This is a genomic window from Micromonospora sp. NPDC004540 (assembly GCF_040610095.1).
GTDB lineage: Bacteria > Actinomycetota > Actinomycetes > Mycobacteriales > Micromonosporaceae > Micromonospora.
In genome coordinates this window covers 15,897-34,306 of record NZ_JBEXLR010000066.1, presented here as the reverse complement: position 1 = coordinate 34,306, position 18,410 = coordinate 15,897, and the positions used below count along the sequence as shown (strand labels likewise).

The following is an 18,410-nucleotide window of genomic DNA, read 5'->3' as shown; positions in this document are numbered from 1 at the left end:
GGGGCCACCGGCGGCGGGCCGAGCGGCCGGGGCGTGGCCGGGGCGGCCGGACCGGAGACCGGCTCGGGACGGCTGCGCCGACCCACCAGCCCGGAGGCCGGCTCGGGACGGCTGCGCCGAGCGACCTGCTCCTGCAGCCCGGAGGCCGGCTCGGGACGGCTGCGCCGAGCGACCTGCTCCTGCAGCCCGGGGGCCGGCTCGGGACGGCTGCGCCGAGCGACCTGCTCCTGCAGCCCGGAGGCCGGCTCGGGACGGCTGCGCCGGGCGACCTGCTCCTGCAACCCCGGCACCGGCTCGCGCCGGGCGGCCTGTTCCGGGAGCGGCTCGGGCTCGGCCGGGCGCACCGGGCGCAGCCCGGCGGGGGCCGCCGGGATCAGCTCATCGACCTGCTCGCCGCGGCGGGCCGCGGCCCGGCGGCCGGGCACCGGAGCGGGCGTGGTGACCCGAGCGCTGAGCGCGCCGACCAGCGCGTCGCAGCCGGCGTCACAGGCCCGGACGGAGGCGACCGCCTGCCGCACGGTCTCGGCCACGGCGGCGGTGAGCGCCCGGTTGACGGTGGCCCGCCGGGGCGTCTCGGAGATGGCGACCCGCAGCGCGGTCACCGCGTCGTCGATGGTGTCGGCGTCCGCCACGCCCTCGGCGGCCAGGTGTGCGGCGACGGCGTCCGCCGCCACCGCGACCTCGCGGCCCCGGGCCACCGTGCCGGCGAGCATGCCCGGTTCGGGCAGCGCGTCGAGGACGGCCAGGGAAACCGGCTCGGCCGGATCGGGATACGCGCGCAGCGCGGCCGGGTAGAGCTCGCGCAGCACCTCGCGCAGCGCCACCGCGGCGGAGTGCCGGCCGCTGGCCAGTGCGGCGTGCGCGGCGAGGACCTGCTTGTAGTTGGCGAGGTCGCGCGGCGCCGGGAGGGTCACCGCGGAGAGCGCGCCGGCCTGGAGGGCCCGGGCCAGCCCGACCGCCCGACGCTCGGCCGGCGGGGACTGCATCTCCTCCAGCGAGTCGTCGTCGGCGAAGCGCTCGGCGAAGTCGTCGACCGAGTCGTCGTCCGCGATCGCCAGTGGCCGACCCGCCGCGCTGAGCAGCGAGGTGACCATGTGGTCGTCGCTGTCGGCCGCGATGGCCGCACCGCTCGGCCCGCCCGACCGCTCCACGAGCAGCGCGACCAGCTGGGCGTAGCCCGCCGGGTCGTCGCCGATCTCGCAGACATGCAGCAGACGGCCTGCGTCGTCGACCACAGCGGACGTCAGCGTCGATCCGGCCGAAGCCGACCGGTCGGCCGAATCCGCCGAGGCCAGACCGCAGTACACGCGCACGAGCGCCACGGCGTCGTCCTCCTCCCGGGACACAGGTCTAGTTCTGCCAGAGACTGATGCTCCCCGCTCCGGGTCAGTCGCGCCAGTCCACAACAGCAGAGATCTTGCCGACAATGGTGCGCCAACCCAAACTTGCGGTTTGTGCCCCGATTTTCTTCAGCCGGCGCCGGCCCAGGAATCCACCGATTCCGCCGTTGACAGAAGCGCGCAGCGCCTCGTCCAGGTCATCCAGGCTGGAGCCGGCGGAGAGCATGTCGAGCACGGCCGGTAGCCGCAGCGCGTACGACAGGTCACGAGCGATCTCACCGGCTTCGATCAACAGCGTGGGGTCCCACGCGTCGTGGCCGCCGCGGAGGTTCTCCACCACGAGGTCGAGCTCGTAGGTGTCCTCGTCCAGCGGGGCGATGTCGGCCGGTTCCACCCGTTCGGACAGTTCATTCCAGCTGTCCAGTTGAGACAGGTCGTTGGGCGCACCGGAACGGATGAAACTGACCAGCGACTCCGGGGTCTTGAACAGCAGCAGCTTGCCGCGGTGGGTGAGGAAGACGGGCACCTCCTCGTCGCCCGCGGCGGCCTCCGCCTCGTCCTCGTCCTCGTCGGCCTCGTCCTCGTCGGCTTCGTCGGCGTCCTCGTCCGCGGCCGCCTCGGCCTTGCCGCGCCGGCGGCGCCCGGCCCGCTCCTCGTCGGCCTCGTCCTCGTCCTTCTCGGCGGAGAGGGCGGCGAACTCCTCGTCGAGGATCACCACCTCCTCGTCATCCTCGGTCTCGACGACCTGGCGACGGGCCAGGAAGGGGTCGTCCTGGTCGCGCTCGGCGACGTCGGTCGGGGTCAGCTCCCGCGCCGGCCGGTAGGCCCGCAGCGTGAAGCCGGTGCCGGCGGGCAGGGCGATCTCCACCGGGTCGATCCGCAGCTCGTCCCAGAGCGCGCGGTCCGCCGCCGGGCGGTCGGCCTCGACCTCGTCTGCTTCCTCCGACGAGGTGGTGTCGTCGAGCTCGGGCTCGTCGGCGTCGGGCCGTTGGGGCGACTGGCGGGCCACGCTGACCTCCGTGTGCTGTCGGGTTGCCCACGCGGCGACGCTCGGTCGCCGAGTGACTCTGCGCACATACCCTAGTGGGCGTCCCGCCACGGCCGGGAGGCGCACCCCGGTGGCGTCCCGACCCGCGGACAAGTAGTCTTGCTACACATGAAGGCCCAGGCGCTGCACGGACACCTGGACGCGCTGCTGCTCGCGGTGCTGGAGCAGGGCGCCCTGCACGGCTACGCGATCATCGAGGCGCTCCGGGCCCGCAGCGGCGGCACCCTCGACCTGCCCACCGGCACCATCTATCCGGCGCTGCGCCGGCTGGAACGGGCCGGCTACGTGGCCAGCGCCTGGAGCACCGTCAACGGCCGGGAGCGGCGCACCTACCAGCTCACCGAGGCCGGCGGCCGGGCGCTCGCCGGGGAGCGCGCGGGATGGCGCGAATTCAGCGCCACCGTGGGCCGCTTCCTCGGCGCCGACGAGCCGCCCGCCACCCCGGCCTGAGCCCACCACCGTCGGCGGACCGCCGCCGTCAGCAGGACGCCGGCCGTCAGGCGGCGACGCGGGGCCCGAGGGTGGTCCGCAGCCAGCAGCGGGCGGCCCGGGCCAGCGCGAACCAGCCCGCGCCGACCAGCACCGCCCCGATGATCATCGGAGGCCAGGTCAACGCCGCGTCCCACAGCTGGACCGACCAGCCGAACAGGGCGCTGCCGGCAAGCGCGCCGAGCGCCAGGCCACCGGTCAGCCCGTAGCCCACCGCGCGGGCCAGCCCGCCGAACCGGGGCGACCCGTGCCGCGCGGCGAACACGCCCAGCAGCAGAGCGGCCAGGGCCAGCCCGGCGACCACGCCCCAGATCCCGTGCAGCGACGCGGAGAGCAGCAGGTAGCCCTCCGGCGGGCGCGGGCCGTCGCTCCAGCTCGACCCCCGCCAGGTCAGGTCGCCGCCGACCATCAGCACCGCCGCCACCGCCAGCGCCCGCAGCGCCAGCCGGCGCAGCGCCCCGGCGGCCAGCTCGGCCTGGTAGCCGGGCGCGAGCTGGGCCGGAGTGCCGAACTCGGCCACCGCCCGCCGCTCCGCCTCCGCGACCGGCAGGCCCTCCTCCCGGTACGCCTCGACGGCGTCCTCCAGCGCGTGCCGCGCCTCGGTCAGCAGGTCCGCCTTGAGCCGGGCCGGCCCGTGCAGCTGCCCGGCCAGCTCGCGCAGCCGCTCGTCGACGCGGATCTCCTCGTACCCCCGCATGGGACCACCCTGCCACCGCGGGGCGGCCGCCCGCGTCGGGGAAAACCCCGGAAAGGCGGTCAGGGGGCCAGGGCCAGGTAGCCGCGCTCGGCCGCCTCCTGGAGCAGCCACTGCTCCCGGTACCAGCCCGGCCGGGCCACCAGCTCCTCGTGGCGGCCGCGCTGCACCACCCGGCCCGCGTCGAGCACCACGATCTCGTCCAGTCCGGCGAGGCCGCTGAGCCGGTGACTGATCAGCAGCACCGAGTGCCCGGCCGGGGTGGTGGCCAGCGCCGAGGCGAGCACCGCGTCCGCGGCCGACGGGTCGAGCCCCTCGGTCGGTTCGTCCAGCACCAGCACGGGCGGGGCGGCCAGCAGCGCCCGGGCCAGCGCGAGGCGCTGCCGCTGCCCGCCGGAGAGTTGCCCGCCCTGCTCGCCGACCACGGTGTCCCAGCCCTCCGGCTGGGCGCGTACCCAGTCCAGCAGGCCGGCCGCCCGGGTGGCGGCGGTCAACTCGGCCTCGTCGGCGCGGGGCCGCCCGAGCAGCAGGTTCTCCCGGACCGTGGCGTGGAAGACGTACGCCTCGGCGAGCAGGCCGCCGACCACCCGGGGCAGCTCCTCGGCCGGGTGGTCGGCCACGTCCACGCCGTCGACGGTGACCCGGCCGGCGTCGGGGCGTACCGCGCCGGTGAGCACGGCGGCCAGGGTGCTCTTGCCGGCGCCGCTCGGCCCGACCACGGCCACCCGCCGGCCGGCCGGTAGGTCCAGGTCGACCCCGGCCAGGGCGGGCGCCGCGCCCGCGCGGTACCGGACGGTCACGTTCTCGAACCGGACGCCGTGCCCGCCCGGCGCCGGTCCGGCGGGGGCGGCGGGCGCCGCCTCCCCGGCGTCGGTGAGCAGGTCGGCCACCCGGGCCAGGCCGGCGCGGAGCTGGGTGCGCTGCCGGGCCGCCCCGACCAGGGCGAGCGTCACCTCGACGGCGGCCAGCGTGCCCACCGCCAGGACGCCGACCAGCACCCCGCCGACGCCGGCGCGCAGCGCCACGACCACCACGGCGGCGGCGGTGAGCCCGCCGACCAGCACCCCAGCGGCGTCCACCGCGAAACCCGTCGCGGCGAGCCGGCGCTCCAGCCGGGCCAGGCGACCGCCCCGGGCCTCGGCGGCGGCCAGCGCCGTGCCGGTCGCCCCGAAGGCGGCCAGGTCGGCGGCGCCGTGGGTCAGGTCGACCGCGTCCACCGCGAGCGCCCCGCGCAGCGGGGCCACCTCGTCGGCGGCCCGCCGGGTCAGCCCGGCGGCCAGCACGGGCAGCGCCACCCCGGCCACCAGCAGCCCGAGGGCGAGCACGCCCGCGGTGGGCGGCGAGATCAGCGCGGCGCTCCCGACGGCGAGCAGGCTCACCAGGGCGGCCGCCGCCCCCGGCACCAGCACCCGCAGCAGCAGGTCCTGCACGGCCTCCACATCGGAGACCAGCCGGCTCAGCGCGTCGCCGGTGCGCTGGGTGGCGGCGTCCCGCCGGGCGGTCAGGGTGGCGAAGACCCGGGCCCGGACGTCGGTGATCATGCGGAGCACGGCGTCGTGCCCGGCGAGCCGTTCGGAGTAGCGGAACACGCCCCGGCTGACCGCGAGCGCGCGCACCGCGACGATCGCCACGGTCAGCCGGTCCAGCGGTGGCCGGCCGGCGGCGCTCATCAGCAGCCAGGTGGCGGTGGCCATCAGGGCCAGCCCGGCGAACTCGGTGGCCGCGGCGAGCAACCCGGCGCCGAGCAGGCGGCCCAGGTAGGGCCGGGCCAGCCGCAGCACCGCCCGCTCGGCGCTCGCGCCGCCCCGGACACCGGCCGGCGGGGCGGCGACGGTCGGGGCCGGGCCGCCCGGCAGCAGTTCGGCCGGGTTCATCTCGGCGGCGACCGGCGCGCCCGGATCCCGGCCGGCCGGGGTGACCCCGTCCCGGGCGACCCCGCCCGGGACCGCCCGCACCGGCTGGTCCGGCCCGTCGGGGCGCTCCGGGACGCTCGGGACGTCGGTCATGGCGTCACCTTCCCGGCCGGCACCGGGCCCAGCTCGGTGACCCGGCCGTCCTCGACGCGGAGGATCCGGTCGGCGTCCTCCAGCAGCGCGGGCCGGTGCGCGACCAGCAGCGCGGTACGCCCGGCGACCAGCCGCCGGGTGGCCGCCAGCACGACCGCCTCGCTGGCGCTGTCCAGCCGGGCGGTCGGTTCGTCGAGGAGCACCAGCGGGGCGTCCCGGAGGAACGCCCGGGCCAGCGCGACCCGCTGTCGCTGCCCGCTGGACAGGCCGTGCCCGCGCTCGCCCAGCGCGGTGCCGAGCCCGTCGGGCAGGGCGGCGACCACCTCGTCCAGCGCGGCGTCGGTGACCGCGCCGGCCAGCGCGGCGTCCGGCGTGTCGGGAGCGCCGAGGCGGATGTTGTCGGCGAGCGAGCCGGCGAAGAGGTGGGCCCGCTGCGGCACCCAGGCCAGCTCGCGCCGCCAGGCGTCGAGGTCGACCCCGGCCAGGTCCACGCCGTCGACGGTGACCCGGCCGGCGGTCGGGGTGACGAAGCCGAGCAGCAGGGCGAGCAGGGTGCTCTTGCCCGCACCGCTGGGGCCGATGACGGCGACCCGCTCGCCGGGGCGGATGGTGAGCGTGACGTCCCGCAACGCCGTGGTCCGCTCGTACGCGACGGTCACGCCCTCGAAGCGGATCTCGCCCCGGCCGCCCGGCGCCGGCCGGGCGCCTCCCGGGCCGGCCGCCTCCGGCGCCGCGGAGAGGGTGAGCGCCTCGTCCAGCGCGGTCAGCCCCTCCATGCTGGCGTGGAACCGGCTGCCCGCCGCCCGCAGCGGCAGGTACGCCTCCGGGGTGAGCAGCAGCACCAGCAGCGCGGTGGAGAGGGTGATCCCGCCGCCGAGCAGCCGGATGCCGACCGGCACGGCGACCAGCGCCACCGAGAGGGTGGCGACCAGTTCGAGGACCAGCGCCGACAGGAAAGCGATGCGTAGCGTCTTCATGGTGGCCTGGCGGTGCCCGTCGGCCATCCGGCGCACCACGTTCACCTGGGCGCGGGCCCGGCCGAACGCGCGCAGCGTGGGCAGCCCGGCCACCATGTCGAGGAAGTGCCCGCCGAGCAGCGACAGCCGCCGCCACTGCCGCTCGGTGGCGGCCTGCGCCTGCCAGCCGAGCAGCGCCCCGAAGATCGGGATGAGCGGGATGGTCAGCGCGATGATCAGCGCCGAGCTCCAGTCGGCGAGCACGATCCGGGCCAGCACGGCCAGCGGCACGGTCACGCTCAGCACGAGCTGCGGCAGGTAGCCGGTGAAGTAGGGGTCGAGCGCGTCCAGGCCGCGCCCGGCGAGGGTGGCGAGCTGCCCGGCCCGCCGGCCGGCGACCCAGGTGGGGCCGTGCCGGCCGACCGCGCGCAGCAGGTCGGCGCGGAGGGCGGCCTTGACCGTGGCCGCCGCCCGGGCCGCCACGGTGCCCTGCGCCCAGCTCACCAGCGCCCGGGCCGCGACCGCCGCCACGAAACCGGCCAGCGCGGGCCGGTGCAGCCGCCCGTCGATCGCGGTGGCCAGCAGGGTGGCCAGCGCGGTGGCCTGCGCGACCACGAGCAGCGCGGTCAGCCCGCCCAGCACCGCGAGCACGGCGAGGTCGCGCCGGGCCGCGGGGACCCGGCGCAGCAGCCGCGGGTCGAACGGGCGGCGGTTCACCAGTACACCGGTGCCCTGCCGTCGGTCCGTCCCCGGAACACCCACCAGCACATCGCCTGAAAGCCTAGTAGGGCCGGCAGGAGCGGCAGCGCGAGCCAGCCCAGCAGCGCCAGCGTCGGCCCGCTCGCGGCCGCGTCGGCCACGGTCAGGGAGGCCGCCGGGTCGACGGTGGAGACCAGCACCCGGGGCCAGAGCGCCGCCCCGACCAGCGGCACCGGCAGGACCAGCGCCGCGCTGGTCGCCGCGAAGGCCACCCCGGCCCGGCCCCGGCCCAGCGCCGCGTGGGCCACCAGCAGGGCCGCCACCAGCGCCAACGGCAGCAGTACGGCGACCGCCGGGCGCGCCACGGCGGCGCGTACCCGATCGGAGAGCAGGCCCAGGGCGGTGGCGGTGGCGACCGCGGTGAGCGCCACCGGCACCAGGCCGCGGGACAGCCGGGCGACCGACGGCAGGTCGGCGGCCGGCAGCCGAAGCGTGAGGAACGTCGCACCCTGCACGGCGACCAGCGCGAGCAGCGCCAGCGCGGCGGCGGCCACGAACGGGGTGACCAGGTGGCCGACCCCGGCCACGTGCCCGTCGCCGGCCGGCGGCACGCCCTGGAGCAGCGCGCCGAGCAGCGCGCCCCAGCCGAGCGCGGCGAGCACGCTGCCGGCCACCACCACCCGGTCCCAGCCGGCGCGTGCGGCGGCGGAACGCGGCCGGCTGCGCAGTTGCACCCCGGCCGTCACCAGCACCACTCCGGCCAGCGCACCGAGCACGGCCGGGTAGCAGCCGGAGAGCAGCTCGCCCTCCAGGGTGGGGAAGGCGCCGAACAGGATGCCGACTGCGGCCACCAGCCAGACCTCGTTGCCGAGGAAGAACGGCCCGACCGCGTTCAGCGCGGCCCGGCGGGTCTCGGGCGTGGCGCCTCGGCCGAGCAACAGCCCGACGCCGTAGTCGTAGCCGCCGAGCACGAGGTAGGTGGCGAAGAAGAGGCCGAGCAGGGCGTACCAGGCGAGTTCCACGGCGGGGCTCCCTCAGGCGAACACGGGGTGGGGGTGGTGGTCGGTGTCCGGCGCGGGCGGCCGGCCGAGCGCGGGGTCGTGTGCGCCCCGGGCGGCGTGCCGGGCCAGCAGCACCCAGTTGGTGACGGCGAGGGTGCCGAGCAGCAGGGTGAAGCCGATCAGCGAGGTGAGCATCAGCCCGGTGCTCACCGGCGAGACGGCCTGCCCGGTCGGCAGCAGCCCGTAGGCGACCCAGGGCTGGCGCCCCACCTCGCGGGCGATCCAGCCGAGGATCACCGCGACGAAGGGCAGCGGCACGGCGAGCAGCACCAGCCAGAGCGGGAACTTCAGCCGGATGATCCAGTCCCGCCAGAGCAGCGGCAGCAGGAACCAGACGCAGCCCAGCGTGAAGCCGATGAGGATCATGAAGCCCAGGCCGACGTTGGACAGCACCGGCGGCGCGTAGTCGCCCGGGCCGAACCGCGCCGTCCAGTCGGCGACCAGCGCGTCGCGGTCGGCCCCGCCGCCGAACTTGGTCGGCTGGAGTTCGCCGACCGGGCCGAACTGCGCGAAGCCGAAGCCCTGGAGCGTGGTCACCGCGAGCGCCGCGGTGATCAGGCCGAGCCGCAGCGACTTCCGGAAGAGCAGGAAGTCCGGGGTACGCCGGATCAGGTGCCAGGCGCTGATCGCGGCCATCAGCGTCCCGCCGGTGACGAGGGCGGCCGAGACCACGTGACCGAAGGCGAAGCCGAGGGTCGGGTTGGTGAGCAGCGCGCCGAAGTCGGTGAGGTGGGCGACTCCGTCGCGGACCTCGTAGCCGACCGGGTGCTGGAGCCACGCGTTGGCCACCATGATCCAGAAGGCCGAGGCGTACGCGGTGAGCGCGACGCCCCAGAGCAACGCCAGGTGGACGCCACGCCGCAGCCGGTGCCAGCCGAAGATCCACATCCCGAGGAACGTGGACTCCAGGAAGAAGGCGACCAGCGTCTCGATGGCCAACGGCGCCCCGAACACGTTGCCCACGTAGCGCGACAGGCCGCTCCAGTTCAGCCCGAACTGGAACTCCATCACGATCCCGGTGGCGATGCCGAGCACGTAGTTGATCACGTAGAGCTGGCCCCAGAAGCGGGTCAGCCGCTGGTAGACCGGCTTGCCGGTGACGTAGCCGGCGGTCTGCAGGCCGACCAGCAGGGTGACCAGGCCGAGGGTGACCACCACGAAGAGAAAGTGGATCGAGGTGGTGGTGGCGAACTGCAGGCGGGCGAGGAGCAGGGGATCCATGGCCGTTCTCCCACGGGTTGACTCGCTTGTCATAGTGAGCCTACACGTAGGCTCGCTACCTATGCGGCCCGAGGCGGCTCCGGGGCGGCTTCCGGTCGGTCAGCTCAGGAAGAGGGAGATCGGCAGGGCGACCAGCAGGGTCGCGACGGACAGCGCGGTGGCGCCGAGCACCCGCGGCGGCCGGTCCGCGACCATGAGCCGCTGCACCCGTACGTCGAGGTCGCGGTCGCCCAGGCCGAGCGTGCCGGCCGGGGTGACCCGGTGCCCGGCGGCGGCGAACCGGCGCAGCGCCCCGGCCAGCGGCGCCTCGGCGTGCAGCTCACGGGCTTTGTCGTCGGCGCGCATCTCGACCAGCAGCGCCACCCGCTCGTGCGCGTCCCGCACCCAGCGGAACCAGGGCAGCGCGCGGCAGAGCGCGGTGAACGGCAGCAGCACCAGATCGTGCCGCTCCTGGGCGTGCGCCCGCTCGTGGGTGAGCACCGCCGCCAGCTCGGCCCGGTCGAGCAGGCTGAGCGTGCCGGCGCTCACCACCACCCGGGGCTTCACCCCGGGCAGGCAGTAGGCCGCCGCGCTCGGGTGGTCGAGCACCAGCGCGCCGGGCACCGTCGGGTCCCGCCGGGCGACCAGGCTGAGCAGGTCCCGGTGCCGGCGCTGGGCGCGTACCGTGCCGTGGATGCTGCGCACGGTGGTGGTGAGCAGCACCGCGCCGATGCCGAAGCCGACCCCGACGAGACCGAGGTGCGGCGCGCCCAGCCCGACGGGCAGGGTGCCGTGGGCCAGGTCGTCGGCGAGGGCCAGCAGCGCGCTCCCGGTCGGCAGCCCGTACGCGGTCAGGCCGAGCGCCATGGGCAGCCCCATGGCCGAGAGGCCGAGCGCCAGCCCGACCGCCTGCCAGCAGACGATCGCCACCCGCGGGGCCTGCCAGGTCCACCGCGCGGCGGCCAGGACCTGCGCGGTCAGCCAGCAGGCCAGGATGGTCGCGGCGAAGTGCAGGGCGTACGCCACGGCGGCCGCCCTACCGGTCCGTCGCCTCGTCGAGCGTCGGGCCGCCGGCCCGCGGGTCCTCGACCCGGTCGGTCAGCCCGGCCTCGGCCGGCGCGGCGCCGGTCAGGCCGGCCTCGGCGCCGAGCGCCGCGCGCAGCACCTCCGCCTCGGTGCCGGTGACCGAGCGGGCGAAGCGCACCAGCGCGGCGTCCCGGCTGCCGCCGAGGTCGAGGGCGTCGAGCATGAGCTGGGCGATGTGCGCCTCACGGGTGGCCGCGGGCCGGTAGCGCCAGGCCCGCCCCTCGCGTTCGCGCTGCACCATGCCCTTGCCGGCGAGCCGGTCGAGCACGGTCATCACCGTCGTGTAGGCCAGCTCCCGCCCGTCGAGGGCGTCGGCGACCTCGCGCACGGTCACGCCGTCCGACGTGGCGGGGACCGAGTCCCACAGCACGTCCATCACCGCACGTTCGAGATCACCGAGCCGAGTCACCCGGTAATCCTACCTCGCGTAGTAGGTGGCCCCGCAGGCCGGCGTGCACTAGCCGATCGCCCAGCCGGCCAGCCCGCGGAGCAGGAGCAGGATCAGCAGCGGAGTCCCGATCACCCAGGCGAAGACGCCCGTGGTGAACAGCGCCCCGCTGATCCGGCGGCGCGGTTCGGCCGGCTCGGTGCGGGCCGCCGCACCGGCCCGGCGGCGGGCCGAGGGCGGGGTGAAGTCGAGCGGGTCCTCGCGCCGGGTGGGCCGGACGAAGAGCCCGCCGGCGCACGCGAGCACCGCCACGGACAGCAGCACGCAGGCGAGCCAGGCGGGGTACAGGCCGGACGGGTCGCGCCGGCCGCCGCCGACGTGGGCCGGGGCGAGCGGGGCGACCGCCCAGGCCGCCGCGGCGACCAGCACCCCGTAGCACAGGAGCACCCCGGCGGTGGCCCACGCCCGCCGGACCGGCAGCCCGGCGGCGGCGGCCGACGGCGTGTGCAGGAGCGTGCCGATCGGCACCGCGAGCAGGAAGAACAGGATCTGGGCGTAGCCGTGCGGGTGCCAGTGTCGCTGCGCCGCCCGGGCCCCGGCGACGGCACCGGAGAGGTCGACCAGCCAGACCGTGCCGGCCGTGGCGACCGCGAGGGCCAGCAGGCTCAGCAGGATGCGCGCGGCCCGACTCTCGGTGGCCGGAAAGGGGTTGATCACGCCCAGGAGGGTAGGGCAGCCCCGCACCCGGCCGGCGCCGGGACATGGCCGACACCGGCTCGGCGAGATCGCGCCGTCGGCGAGGCCGGAAACGGCAGGAGTGGCCGTCCCGGAGGGCGGCCACTCCGGCCGGGAGCGACGGGGGTCAGACGCCCTTGGGGTGCCAGACGGTCTTGGTCTCCAGGAGGGTGGTCATCCGGGCGAGACCCGGGTCGGCGAACCAGTCGTGGTCGGCCGGTGCCGGCCGGAGCACCCGCTTGAGGTTCTCCGCGGCCTTGACCTCCAGCTCGGCGGCCAGCTCGGCGTCGGCGACCCCGGTCAGGTCGATGGCGTTGACGTCCATGTGCGCGGCCAGCGTCGGCACGGTCTCCGACAGCCGGCCGGTGAGGATGTTCACCACCCCGCCCGGCAGGTCGGAGGTGGCCAACACCTCGGCCAGGGTCACCGCCGCCAGCGGCGCCGCCGGGGAGGCGGCCACCACCACGGTGTTGCCGGTCACGATCGCCGGAGCGATCACGCTGACCAGGCCGAGCAGCGCCGGGGACTCCGGGGCCACCACGGCCACCACGCCGGTCGGCTCCGGCGCCGAGAGGTTGAAGTACGGCCCGGCCACCGGGTTCGCGCCGCCGTAGACCTGGGGGAGCTTGTCGGACCAGCCGGCGTACCAGACCCAACGGTCGATGGCCGCGTCGACCTCCTGGGCGGACGCGCCGAGGGCGACGAACTGGTCGCGCCGGCCCTCCAGCATCTCGGCGACCCGGTAGAGGATCTGACCGCGGTTGTACGCGGTCGCCCCGGCCCAGCCCTTCACGGCGGCCCGGGCGGCGACCACCGCGTCCCGCGCGTCCTTGCGGGAGGCCAGCGACACGTTGGAGTCCTGCACGAGATACGACCGTCCCGACTCGCTGCGCGGGAACTTCCCGCCGATGAAGAGCTTGTACGTCTTGCGTACCGCGACCCGCTCAGACATTGAGGTACGCCTCCAGCCCGTGCCGGCCGCCCTCGCGACCGTAGCCCGACTCCTTGTAGCCGCCGAACGGCGAGGTGGGGTCGAACTTGTTGAACGTGTTCGCCCAGACCACGCCGGCGCGCAGCCGGTCGGCCATCCACAGGATCCGGGAGCCCTTGTCGGTCCAGATCCCGGCCGACAGCCCGTACGGCGTGTTGTTGGCCTTCTCCACGGCCTCGGCCGGGGTGCGGAAGGTCAGGACGGACAGCACCGGGCCGAAGATCTCCTCGCGGGCGATCCGGTGCGCCTGGGTGACCCCGGTGAAGATGGTCGGCGCGAACCAGAAGCCGCGGTCGGGCAGCTCGCACGGCGGCGACCAGCGCTCGGCGCCCTCGGCCGCGCCGGCCTCCGACAGCTCCCGGATCCGGGACAGCTGGGCGGCCGAGTTGATGGCGCCGATGTCGGTGTTCTTGTCCAGCGGGTCGCCGACCCGGAGCTGCGCCATCCGCCGCTTCAGCGACTCCAGCACCCGGTCGGCGACCGACTCCTGGACCAGCAGCCGGGAGCCGGCGCAGCAGACGTGCCCCTGGTTGAAGAAGATGCCGTTGACGATGCCCTCGACGGCCTGGTCGACCGGGGCGTCGTCGAAGACGATGTTGGCGGCCTTGCCGCCCAGCTCCAGGGTGAGCTTCTTGCGCGTGCCGGCGACGGCCCGGGCGATGGCCTTGCCCACCTCGGTGGAGCCGGTGAAGGCGACCTTGTCCACGCCCGGGTGCTCGACCAGCGCCCGGCCGGTCTCGCCGGCGCCGGTGACGATGTTGACCACGCCGGCCGGCAGGTCGGCCTGCTGGCAGATCTCGGCGAAGAGCAGCGCGGTCAGCGGGGTGGTCTCGGCCGGCTTCAGCACCACCGTGTTGCCGGCGGCGAGCGCCGGCGCGATCTTCCACGCCAGCATGAGCAGCGGGAAGTTCCACGGGATGACCTGCGCGGCGACGCCGAGCGGGCGCGGGTTCGGGCCGAAGCCGGCGTGCTCCAGCTTGTCGGCCCAGCCGGCGTAGTAGAAGAAGTGCGCGGCGACCAGGGGCACGTCGACGTCGCGGGACTCCTTGATCGGCTTGCCGTTGTCCAGCGACTCCAGCACGGCCAGCTCGCGGGAGCGCTCCTGGATGATCCGGGCGATCCGGTACAGGTACTTGGCCCGGTCGCGGCCCGGCATCGGACCCCAGACCTTCTCGTACGCCTCGCGGGCGGCGCGGACCGCGCGGTCCACGTCCTGGCTGCCGGCCTCGGCGATCTCGGCCAGCACCTCCTCGGAGGCCGGGTTGATCGACTTGAAGCTGCCGCCGTCGGTCGGGTCGACGAACTTCCCGTCGACGAAGAGCCCGTACGAGGGCTTGATGTCCACCACCGAGCGCGACTCGGGGGCGGGTGCGTATTCGAACATCGCGCTCAGTCCAGGGTGAAGTAGTCGGGGCCGGCGTAGACGCCGGTAGTCAGCTTGGTGCGCTGCATGAGCAGGTCGTTCAGGAGGCTGGACGCGCCGAACCGGAACCAGTCCGGGTCCAGCCAGTCGGCGCCGACGGTCTCGTTGACCATGACCAGGTACTTGATCGCGTCCTTGGTGTTCTTGATGCCGCCGGCCGGCTTCACGCCGACCTGCCGCCCGGTGGCGGCGCGGAAGTCGCGGACCGCCTCCAGCATCACCAGGGTCACCGGCGGGGTGGCCGCGACCGGGACCTTGCCGGTGGAGGTCTTGATGAAGTCGCCGCCCGCCAGCATGGCCAGCCAGGACGCCCGGCGCACGTTGTCGTAGGTGGCCAGCTCGCCGGTCTCCAGGATCACCTTGAGGTGGGCGTCCCCGCAGGCCTCCTTGGTGGCCACGATCTCGTCGTAGACCTCCTTGTAGCGGCCGGCCAGGAAGGCGCCCCGGTTGATCACCATGTCGATCTCGTCGGCGCCGGCCTCGACGGCCGCCCGGGTGTCGGCGAGCTTGATCTCCAGGGGGGCCTGACCCGAGGGGAAGGCGGTCGCCACGCTGGCCAGGTGCACGCCGGAGCCGCGCAGCACCTCGGCCACGTACGGGACCATCGCCGGGTAGACGCAGACCGCGCCGACGTGCGGGCAGGACGGGTCGGCCGGGTCGGGGCGCAGCGCCTTGGCGGCCAGGGCCCGCACCTTGCCGGGGGTGTCGGCCCCCTCGAGGGTGGTCAGGTCGACCATCCGGATCGCCAGGTCGATGGCCTGGGCCTTGGCCGTGGTCTTGATGGAGCGGGTGCCGAGCTGTGCCGCCCGCTGCTCCGCGCCGACCTGGTCCACGCCGGGCAGGCCGTGCAGGAAGGTCCGCAGAGCGGTCTCGGATCGTCCCAGCTCGGAGAGCTCCGACCGGGCCGACGTCGCTGTCGCCGTCATGCCTCGAATACTACGCACCCGCGCGTCGGGTGATCTTGGTCACGCCGGTGCGGTCGGCGGGTGCCGCACGTGAGCGGCGTCGCTGGTCCGCCCGCACCTGCGGTGCGCCCGCCCCGGGACCGGTAGGTTGAGCGATCGTGGACGTACACGTCATTGACCACCCGCTCGCCCAGGCGCGGCTGACCGCCATGCGAGACGCCCGGACCGACTCGGCGTCGTTCCGGGCCGCGCTGCACGAACTCACCACCATGCTGGTGTACGAGGCCGCGCGCTCGTTCCCCGTCGAGAAGTACCCGGTGCAGACCCCGGTCACCGCCACCGAGGGCACCCGGCTCGCGAACCCGCCGCTGCTGGTACCGGTGCTGCGGGCCGGTCTCGGCATGGCCGACGCCGCGCTCGGGCTGCTCCCCGAGTCGTCGATGGGCTTCGTCGGCCTGGCCCGCGACGAGGAGACGTACGAGCCGCGCGCGTACATGGAGTCGCTGCCCCGGGACCTCGCCGGCCTGCCGGTGCTGGTGCTCGACCCGATGCTGGCCACCGGCGGCTCGCTGGAGCACTGCTGCCGGCTGCTCGCCGACCGCGGCTGCACCGACATCACGGTGCTCTGCGTGCTGGCCGCGCCGGTCGGCATCGAGCGGCTGGAGCGTTCCGGGCTGCCGTTGCGCCTGGTCACCGCCGCGATCGACGAGGGCCTCAACGACCGGATGTTCATCGTCCCGGGCCTCGGCGACGCCGGGGACCGCCAGTTCGGCGGCATGCCCCGCTTCTAACGCACCCCAGCCCCGTCGATCATGGAGTTGTGGCAGCGGACAAGCCTCACCTACCGCCCGCAATCCGGCACCACAGCTCCATGATCGACGCGCGGCGGGCGCGTTGGCTCCCCCGGCGTGCGGGGAGGCGCTAGCGTTCCGGGCCATGACTGGTGTTGCGCTCGCCGAAGAGCTGCTGCTGCTCGCCTATGACGACGAAACCGGCAAGGCGACCATGCCGCGGATCAGCCTGGACCTGGGCATGGCCGCCGCGGTGCTGGTCGAGCTGGCCCTGGCCGGCCGGATCGCCTTCGCCGACGGCAACCTGGCGGTGCTCGACCCGGCGCCGACCGGCGAGCCGATCGCCGACGAGGTCCTCGCCCGGATCGCCGCCGACACCCCGCACACCCCGTCCTCGTGGGTGCAGCGGCTGCGGCACGGCCTGCGCGACCGGATCCTCGGCGACCTCTGCGGCCGGGGCGTGGTGCGGGACGTCGACGAGACCGAGCTGGGCTTCATCCACGTGCACCGCTACCCGGTCGCGGACGCCTCGGTCGAGGCCGACATCCGGCAGCGGCTGGCCGACGCGCTGACCGTCGGGCAGCTCCCCGACGAGCGGACCGCCGCGCTCGCCACCCTGGTCGCGGTGCTGCGGATGGAGCCGGCGCTCGGCCTGACCGGCACCGCCGCCACCGACGCCGGCAAGCGCCTGGAGGAGATCGCCGCCGGCGCCGGCTTCTCCGGCACGGTGAGCCTGGACGACAGCGTCGTCCGCCCCTCGGTCAGCCTGGTCATCGCCGCCCTGGCGCAAGCGATCGACGCCGCCCTGGGCAAGCGCCCCTGACCGCCCCCGCCCCACCGCCACCGCCCGTTGATCATGAAGTTAGCGGCGTCGGCAACCGCTCTCTCCGCCGCTAACTTCATGATCACCGCAGAGCAGGCGCGGGTCAGAGGCCGAGGGCGGCGGCGATCTCTCCGCGGAGTTCCGTGACCGCGGCGTGGGCGCGGCGGCGGGCCGCGGGGACATCGCCGTCCGTCACCGGCTCCACCACCTCCAGGTACGCCTTGAGCTTCGGCTCGGTGCCGGAGGGGCGGATGACCACCCGGGCGGCGTCGGTCCGCAGGATCACCACATCCGCCCCGGGCAGCAGGTCGGACGCCTCGGTGACCGGGTGCCCGAGCAGCACGGTCGGGGTGGCCGCGCGGATCCGGGACATCGCGTCGGCGATCACCCGCAGGTCCTCCACCCGGACCGAGAGCTGGTCGGTGTGGTGCACGCCGAACTCGGCGGCCAACTCGTCCAGCCGGTCGCTCAGCGTCCGGCCCTCGGCCTTGAGGCCGGCGGCCAGCTCGGCCACGGTCAGCGCGGCGGTGATGCCGTCCTTGTCGCGCACGTGCTCCGGCGCGACGCAGTAGCCGAGCGCCTCCTCGTAGCCGAAGACCAGCGGCTCCCGGCCGCCACCGGCCCGGACGATCCACTTGAACCCGGTCAGCGTCTCGTCGTAGGGCAGGCCCCGGGCCGCGGCCATGGCCCGGAGCAGGGTCGAGGAGACGATCGTGGTGGCGTAGAGGCCGGTCACCCCGCGCCGCATCAGGTGGTCGGCGAGCAGGGCGCCCACCTCGTCCCCGCGCAGCATCCGCCAGCTCCCGTCCGCCGGAACGGCCACCGCGCACCGGTCCGCGTCCGGGTCGTTGGCGATGGCGACGTCCGCGCCGGTGCTGCCGGCCAGCGCGACCAGCTTGTCCACCGCGCCCGGCTCCTCCGGGTTGGGGAAGCTGACCGTCGGGAAGGCCGGGTCCGGCTCGGCCTGCTCGGGCACCACGCCGGGCGTCGCGAAACCGGCCCGGGCGAACGCGGCGGTCAGCACCGCGGCGCCCACCCCGTGCAGCGGCGTGTACGCCACCTTCAGGTCCCGCGGGCCGGCCGGGTCGACCACCGCGGCGGCCCGCTCGACGTACCCGGTGACCAGGTCGTCGCCGAGCACCTGGCCGGGCGGGCCGAGCGGCACCTCGGCCAGCGGGCCGACCGCCCGGATGGCCGCCTCGATGCCGGCGTCGGCCGGCGGCACGATCTGCGCGCCCGCGCCCAGCTCCCCGCCGAGCTGCGCACCCAGGTAGACCTTGTAGCCGTTGTCCTGCGGCGGGTTGTGGCTGGCGGTGACCATCACCCCGGCCACCGCGCCGAGGTGCCGCACCGCGAAGGCCAGCACCGGGGTGGGCAGCGGGCGGGGCAGCAGCAGTGCCGGCCGACCCGCGCCGGTGGCCACCTGGGCGGTGCGCTCGGCGAAGGCCCGCGAGCCGTGCCGGGCGTCGTACCCGATCACCAGCGGGCCCTCGCCGCCCTGGTCGGCGAGCCAGCCGACCAGCCCGGCGGCGGCCTGGGTGACCACCGCGAGGTTCATCCCGTTCGGGCCGGCGCGCAGCGGGCCGCGCAGCCCGGCGGTGCCGAAGGTCAGCGGACCGGCGAACCGGTCGGCCAGCTCGGGCGCGCTGCCCGGCAGCCCGGCGAGGACTCTGCGCAGCTCGTCGCGGTCGGCCGGGTCCGGGTCGTCGTCGAGCCAGCGCTCGGCCCGGGCGCGAAGGTCGTCAAGGTCAGTGGTTTCCGCCGCCATGCCTCAT

At 75.6% G+C, this 18,410-nt stretch carries 16 protein-coding genes and 1 pseudogene; 3 read left to right on the top strand and 14 right to left on the bottom strand.

Annotated elements, in window-relative coordinates:
- Positions 1-1,346 (bottom strand): annotated as a pseudogene (locus ABZV78_RS21180) (transposase); the annotation flags it as partial.
- Between the two features lie 40 nt (positions 1,347-1,386).
- Positions 1,387-2,349, bottom strand: a complete 963-nt coding sequence (locus ABZV78_RS21175) for a DNA primase (protein WP_355640976.1) — start codon at positions 2,347-2,349, stop codon at positions 1,387-1,389.
- A gap of 147 nt (positions 2,350-2,496) precedes the next feature.
- Between ABZV78_RS21175 and ABZV78_RS21170 the strand changes: the two genes are divergently transcribed.
- A complete protein-coding gene (locus ABZV78_RS21170) occupies positions 2,497-2,838 on the top strand; it encodes a helix-turn-helix transcriptional regulator (protein WP_355640974.1) in 342 nt (113 codons plus the stop codon).
- A 46-nt stretch (positions 2,839-2,884) separates the two neighbouring features.
- On the opposite strand, the gene ABZV78_RS21165 is transcribed toward ABZV78_RS21170, so the two are convergent.
- The 11 genes from ABZV78_RS21165 to deoC form a co-directional block, all read right to left on the bottom strand.
- Complete coding sequence (locus ABZV78_RS21165; protein WP_355640972.1) at positions 2,885-3,574, bottom strand: permease prefix domain 1-containing protein; 690 nt, start codon at positions 3,572-3,574, stop codon at positions 2,885-2,887.
- Between the two features lie 59 nt (positions 3,575-3,633).
- Positions 3,634-5,577: a thiol reductant ABC exporter subunit CydC gene (gene cydC, locus ABZV78_RS21160; RefSeq protein WP_355640970.1), complete on the bottom strand. Its 1,944-nt coding sequence runs from the start codon at positions 5,575-5,577 to the stop codon at positions 3,634-3,636.
- Positions 5,574-7,250, bottom strand: a complete 1,677-nt coding sequence (gene cydD, locus ABZV78_RS21155; RefSeq protein WP_355640968.1) for a thiol reductant ABC exporter subunit CydD — start codon at positions 7,248-7,250, stop codon at positions 5,574-5,576. Before cydD ends, cydC begins: the two co-directional genes overlap by 4 nt.
- Positions 7,247-8,254: a cytochrome d ubiquinol oxidase subunit II gene (locus ABZV78_RS21150; protein WP_355640966.1), complete on the bottom strand. Its 1,008-nt coding sequence runs from the start codon at positions 8,252-8,254 to the stop codon at positions 7,247-7,249. Before ABZV78_RS21150 ends, cydD begins: the two co-directional genes overlap by 4 nt.
- Positions 8,255-8,266: 12 nt before the next feature.
- Positions 8,267-9,514 (bottom strand): cytochrome ubiquinol oxidase subunit I, encoded by a 1,248-nt coding sequence (locus tag ABZV78_RS21145; RefSeq protein ID WP_355640964.1) that lies wholly within the window; start codon positions 9,512-9,514, stop codon positions 8,267-8,269.
- A gap of 99 nt (positions 9,515-9,613) precedes the next feature.
- Positions 9,614-10,519: a M56 family metallopeptidase gene (locus tag ABZV78_RS21140; protein WP_355640962.1), complete on the bottom strand. Its 906-nt coding sequence runs from the start codon at positions 10,517-10,519 to the stop codon at positions 9,614-9,616.
- A gap of 10 nt (positions 10,520-10,529) precedes the next feature.
- Positions 10,530-10,988, bottom strand: coding sequence for a BlaI/MecI/CopY family transcriptional regulator (locus tag ABZV78_RS21135; protein WP_355640960.1), 459 nt, complete (start codon positions 10,986-10,988; stop codon positions 10,530-10,532).
- A 48-nt stretch (positions 10,989-11,036) separates the two neighbouring features.
- On the bottom strand, positions 11,037-11,684 hold the full coding sequence (locus ABZV78_RS21130; RefSeq protein ID WP_355640958.1) for a hypothetical protein: 648 nt from the start codon (positions 11,682-11,684) through the stop codon (positions 11,037-11,039).
- 145 nt (positions 11,685-11,829) lie between these two features.
- The gene (locus tag ABZV78_RS21125; protein ID WP_355640956.1) at positions 11,830-12,654 is read right to left on the bottom strand and encodes an aldehyde dehydrogenase family protein; all 825 of its coding nucleotides are present in this window, start codon (positions 12,652-12,654) and stop codon (positions 11,830-11,832) included.
- Entirely contained in the window at positions 12,647-14,077 is a 1,431-nt protein-coding gene (locus ABZV78_RS21120) for an aldehyde dehydrogenase family protein (RefSeq protein ID WP_355640954.1), read from the bottom strand. Before ABZV78_RS21120 ends, ABZV78_RS21125 begins: the two co-directional genes overlap by 8 nt.
- Positions 14,078-14,082: 5 nt before the next feature.
- Positions 14,083-15,042 carry a deoxyribose-phosphate aldolase gene (gene deoC / locus ABZV78_RS21115; protein ID WP_355640952.1) on the bottom strand — a complete coding sequence of 320 codons (960 nt, stop codon included), beginning with the start codon at positions 15,040-15,042 and terminating at the stop codon, positions 14,083-14,085.
- A 137-nt stretch (positions 15,043-15,179) separates the two neighbouring features.
- On the opposite strand from deoC, the gene upp reads away from it, so the two are divergent.
- Positions 15,180-15,812, top strand: a complete 633-nt coding sequence (gene upp, locus ABZV78_RS21110) for a uracil phosphoribosyltransferase (RefSeq protein ID WP_355640950.1) — start codon at positions 15,180-15,182, stop codon at positions 15,810-15,812.
- Between the two features lie 145 nt (positions 15,813-15,957).
- The gene (locus ABZV78_RS21105) at positions 15,958-16,635 is read left to right on the top strand and encodes a GPP34 family phosphoprotein (protein WP_355640949.1); all 678 of its coding nucleotides are present in this window, start codon (positions 15,958-15,960) and stop codon (positions 16,633-16,635) included.
- 103 nt (positions 16,636-16,738) lie between these two features.
- Here the strand turns inward: ABZV78_RS21105 and ABZV78_RS21100 are convergent, their stop codons facing one another.
- Positions 16,739-18,403 carry a phospho-sugar mutase gene (locus tag ABZV78_RS21100; RefSeq protein WP_355640947.1) on the bottom strand — a complete coding sequence of 555 codons (1,665 nt, stop codon included), beginning with the start codon at positions 18,401-18,403 and terminating at the stop codon, positions 16,739-16,741.
- Between the last annotated feature and the right edge of the window lie 7 nt (positions 18,404-18,410).

Coding starts and splice junctions, on each gene's coding strand:
- ABZV78_RS21100 (WP_355640947.1), bottom strand. CDS start 18,403: ATGGCGGCGGAAACCACTGACCTTGACGACCTTCGCGCCCGGGCCGAG.
- deoC (WP_355640952.1), bottom strand. CDS start 15,042: ATGACGGCGACAGCGACGTCGGCCCGGTCGGAGCTCTCCGAGCTGGGA.
- ABZV78_RS21125 (WP_355640956.1), bottom strand. CDS start 12,654: ATGTCTGAGCGGGTCGCGGTACGCAAGACGTACAAGCTCTTCATCGGC.
- ABZV78_RS21105 (WP_355640949.1), top strand. CDS start 15,958: ATGACTGGTGTTGCGCTCGCCGAAGAGCTGCTGCTGCTCGCCTATGAC.
- ABZV78_RS21165 (WP_355640972.1), bottom strand. CDS start 3,574: ATGCGGGGGTACGAGGAGATCCGCGTCGACGAGCGGCTGCGCGAGCTG.
- ABZV78_RS21120 (WP_355640954.1), bottom strand. CDS start 14,077: ATGTTCGAATACGCACCCGCCCCCGAGTCGCGCTCGGTGGTGGACATC.
- ABZV78_RS21145 (WP_355640964.1), bottom strand. CDS start 9,514: ATGGATCCCCTGCTCCTCGCCCGCCTGCAGTTCGCCACCACCACCTCG.
- cydC (WP_355640970.1), bottom strand. CDS start 5,577: ATGACCGACGTCCCGAGCGTCCCGGAGCGCCCCGACGGGCCGGACCAG.
- ABZV78_RS21170 (WP_355640974.1), top strand. CDS start 2,497: ATGAAGGCCCAGGCGCTGCACGGACACCTGGACGCGCTGCTGCTCGCG.